The 2,066-nt window shown below is 31.8% G+C and carries 4 protein-coding genes; 1 reads left to right on the top strand and 3 read right to left on the bottom strand.

Annotation, left to right across the window (positions count from 1 at the left end; translation table 11 throughout):
- Positions 1-89: 89 nt before the first annotated feature.
- Positions 90-233, bottom strand: a complete 144-nt coding sequence (locus M983_RS17120; protein ID WP_074388176.1) for an AcrZ family multidrug efflux pump-associated protein — start codon at positions 231-233, stop codon at positions 90-92.
- A gap of 157 nt (positions 234-390) precedes the next feature.
- Here M983_RS17120 and modE point away from each other — a divergent pair, with 157 nt between their 5' ends.
- Positions 391-1,182 carry a molybdenum-dependent transcriptional regulator gene (gene modE, locus M983_RS13415; RefSeq protein WP_066751847.1) on the top strand — a complete coding sequence of 264 codons (792 nt, stop codon included), beginning with the start codon at positions 391-393 and terminating at the stop codon, positions 1,180-1,182.
- 127 nt (positions 1,183-1,309) lie between these two features.
- Here the strand turns inward: modE and M983_RS13410 are convergent, their stop codons facing one another.
- Both M983_RS13410 and M983_RS17575 read right to left on the bottom strand, forming a co-directional pair.
- Complete coding sequence (locus M983_RS13410) at positions 1,310-1,816, bottom strand: contact-dependent growth inhibition system immunity protein (RefSeq protein ID WP_066751844.1); 507 nt, start codon at positions 1,814-1,816, stop codon at positions 1,310-1,312.
- Between the two features lie 3 nt (positions 1,817-1,819).
- A partial coding sequence (locus M983_RS17575) for an endonuclease toxin domain-containing protein (RefSeq protein ID WP_210433250.1) occupies positions 1,820-2,066 on the bottom strand: 247 nt, incomplete at its 5' end.

Genomic DNA, 2,066 nt, shown 5'->3' with positions numbered 1-2,066 from the left:
AGGAAGAATATCATTACTTGTTTTCTTGATAAAAATAGAAAAAAACAGCCCTTTATTTCTAAAGGGCTGTTCTAAATAGGCTTGTTAGGTTATGAGTTTTTATCCGCTTTTTGCGGACGAGGTGAAATCAAGTTAAATACTTCACCTAAACCATAAATAATGCCCATGATAAGCACCATAACAACAGGTACCATCAAGAGAGCAAACCCTAAACTTTTCAATAATTCAAGCATGATAACCTCTTTATCATGGTATATTCGGAAAGCCAGAGTTGGCATTTCTTCACGAATAACGAATAATAACGCTATAGTTATCTCTATTCTAGAGAATTATCACAGTGTGTCGGCACAAAAAATGCGGTAAACACATAAAACAGAAGAAGCCTATCATATGCAAGCAGAAATATTACTCACACTTAAACTTCAAGATAAGCTATTTGCCGATCCTCGTCGTGTTGCATTGCTAAAACAGATAAAAGCGACAGGTTCAATCAGTCAAGGGGCAAAAATGGCAGGCATCAGCTATAAAAGCGCATGGGATGCCATAAATGAGATGAATCAACTCGCAGACGAACTACTTGTTGATAGAGCCACTGGCGGTAAAGGTGGTGGCGGTGCAACGCTAACACATTATTGTGAGCGTTTATTGCAACTTTACGATCTTTTAGGGCAAATTCAACAAAAAGCATTTGATGTCCTTAAAGACGATTCACTCCCTCTTGATAGCCTTTTAGCTGCTATTTCTCGCTTTTCATTACAAACCAGTGCCAGAAACCAATTTTTTGGTACGATTATTGAGCGTGACAACCTGCAAGTTCAACAACATGTTAATGTGCAACTTGCAGATAAAAAAACGATTATCCGAGCTGCATTAACAGAAAAAAGTGCAGATAGATTAGGCCTGAAAAAAGGCAAAGAAGTCCTTATTTTAATCAAAGCGCCTTGGGTACATATTGAAAAAAATACGACACAAACACAACAATATGACAATGTATTATCAGGTGCATTAACACATATTGAAACAGGCAGTGAAAACAGCGAACTTGTTGTTACTCTAGAAGGTGGACAAGAAGTGTGTGCCACATGTTCTAATCAGCATGTTAAAGAGCAAAATTTACATCTGAATGATACTGTCACCGCGTTGTTTAATGCAGACCAAGTTATTATTGCTACATTGTGTTAATTATCCATAATATGATATTAAATAGACCATCACTTACTATTAATAAATAATAAGGTGATGGTTTATGTAATTACTAGTATATAAAGTTAGTTTTAATAAATAAATTTTCTATATTAATTTATTAATATTAAACTCTTCTGCTAATACAACGTGTAAATCCTTCTTTTATCGATGCCCCCAAAAGCTCATCACTACAATCAGCATTTAATGTAATAATTGCACTATCGGGAATTCCTTGCCCTACCCAATGATCCATGCGTAAATGGTTTTGAGGTCTAATAATAATTTCTCCTTCAATAACACTTAAACCACATAATTTCATATTTTTAAACAATGACGTTTTATTTTTATATCCATATTCTTTAATTATTTTTTTTGTCCATTTAGGATAAGATGTTTTATCATTATAAAGTTGATTAAAATACTCAGAGTTTTCATCTAATTTTTCACTTTTAGCTAATGCTATTTTAGCATAATAGCCTAAATCGTTATTAGCAACATTATCATTTAATATTTTATATTCATTTCTAAAATCTATAAAATGAATATAGCATCCCGATATTGTCACTATTATATAATAATCATAATTAAAATAAATATCCGCATATAAATTATGATTTTTTGATGTGAACATTGACTACTCCTTAATTATAGTAATATCAATTTTTATATTTTTTGACGATGCATTTTTAATAGAGTTGTTTATTATATCCCATTGTTCTTTAGTTGTTTTCTCCGGAATACCTAATTCTAATGTCTTTTGTTTTATGTATTCAGGCAAAATTATCACACCACTACTTCTATCTCCAATATAATTATCCATTTTTGAAATATATGTATTTAATGTATTTTCTATTGCTTTTGGGTTTTTAAGTCTTGCCGCA

This window comes from Proteus myxofaciens ATCC 19692 (assembly GCF_001654855.1).
Taxonomy (GTDB): Bacteria; Pseudomonadota; Gammaproteobacteria; order Enterobacterales; family Enterobacteriaceae; genus Proteus; species Proteus myxofaciens.
Note: the sequence above shows the minus strand (reverse complement) of the source record. Positions and strands in the feature narration are given on the sequence as shown.

Bases quoted from the DNA above. Each gene is read 5' to 3' on its own strand.
- M983_RS13410 (WP_066751844.1), bottom strand. From the start codon at position 1,816: ATGTTCACATCAAAAAATCATAATTTATATGCGGATATTTATTTTAAT.
- M983_RS17120 (WP_074388176.1), bottom strand. From the start codon at position 233: ATGCTTGAATTATTGAAAAGTTTAGGGTTTGCTCTCTTGATGGTACCT.
- modE (WP_066751847.1), top strand. From the start codon at position 391: ATGCAAGCAGAAATATTACTCACACTTAAACTTCAAGATAAGCTATTT.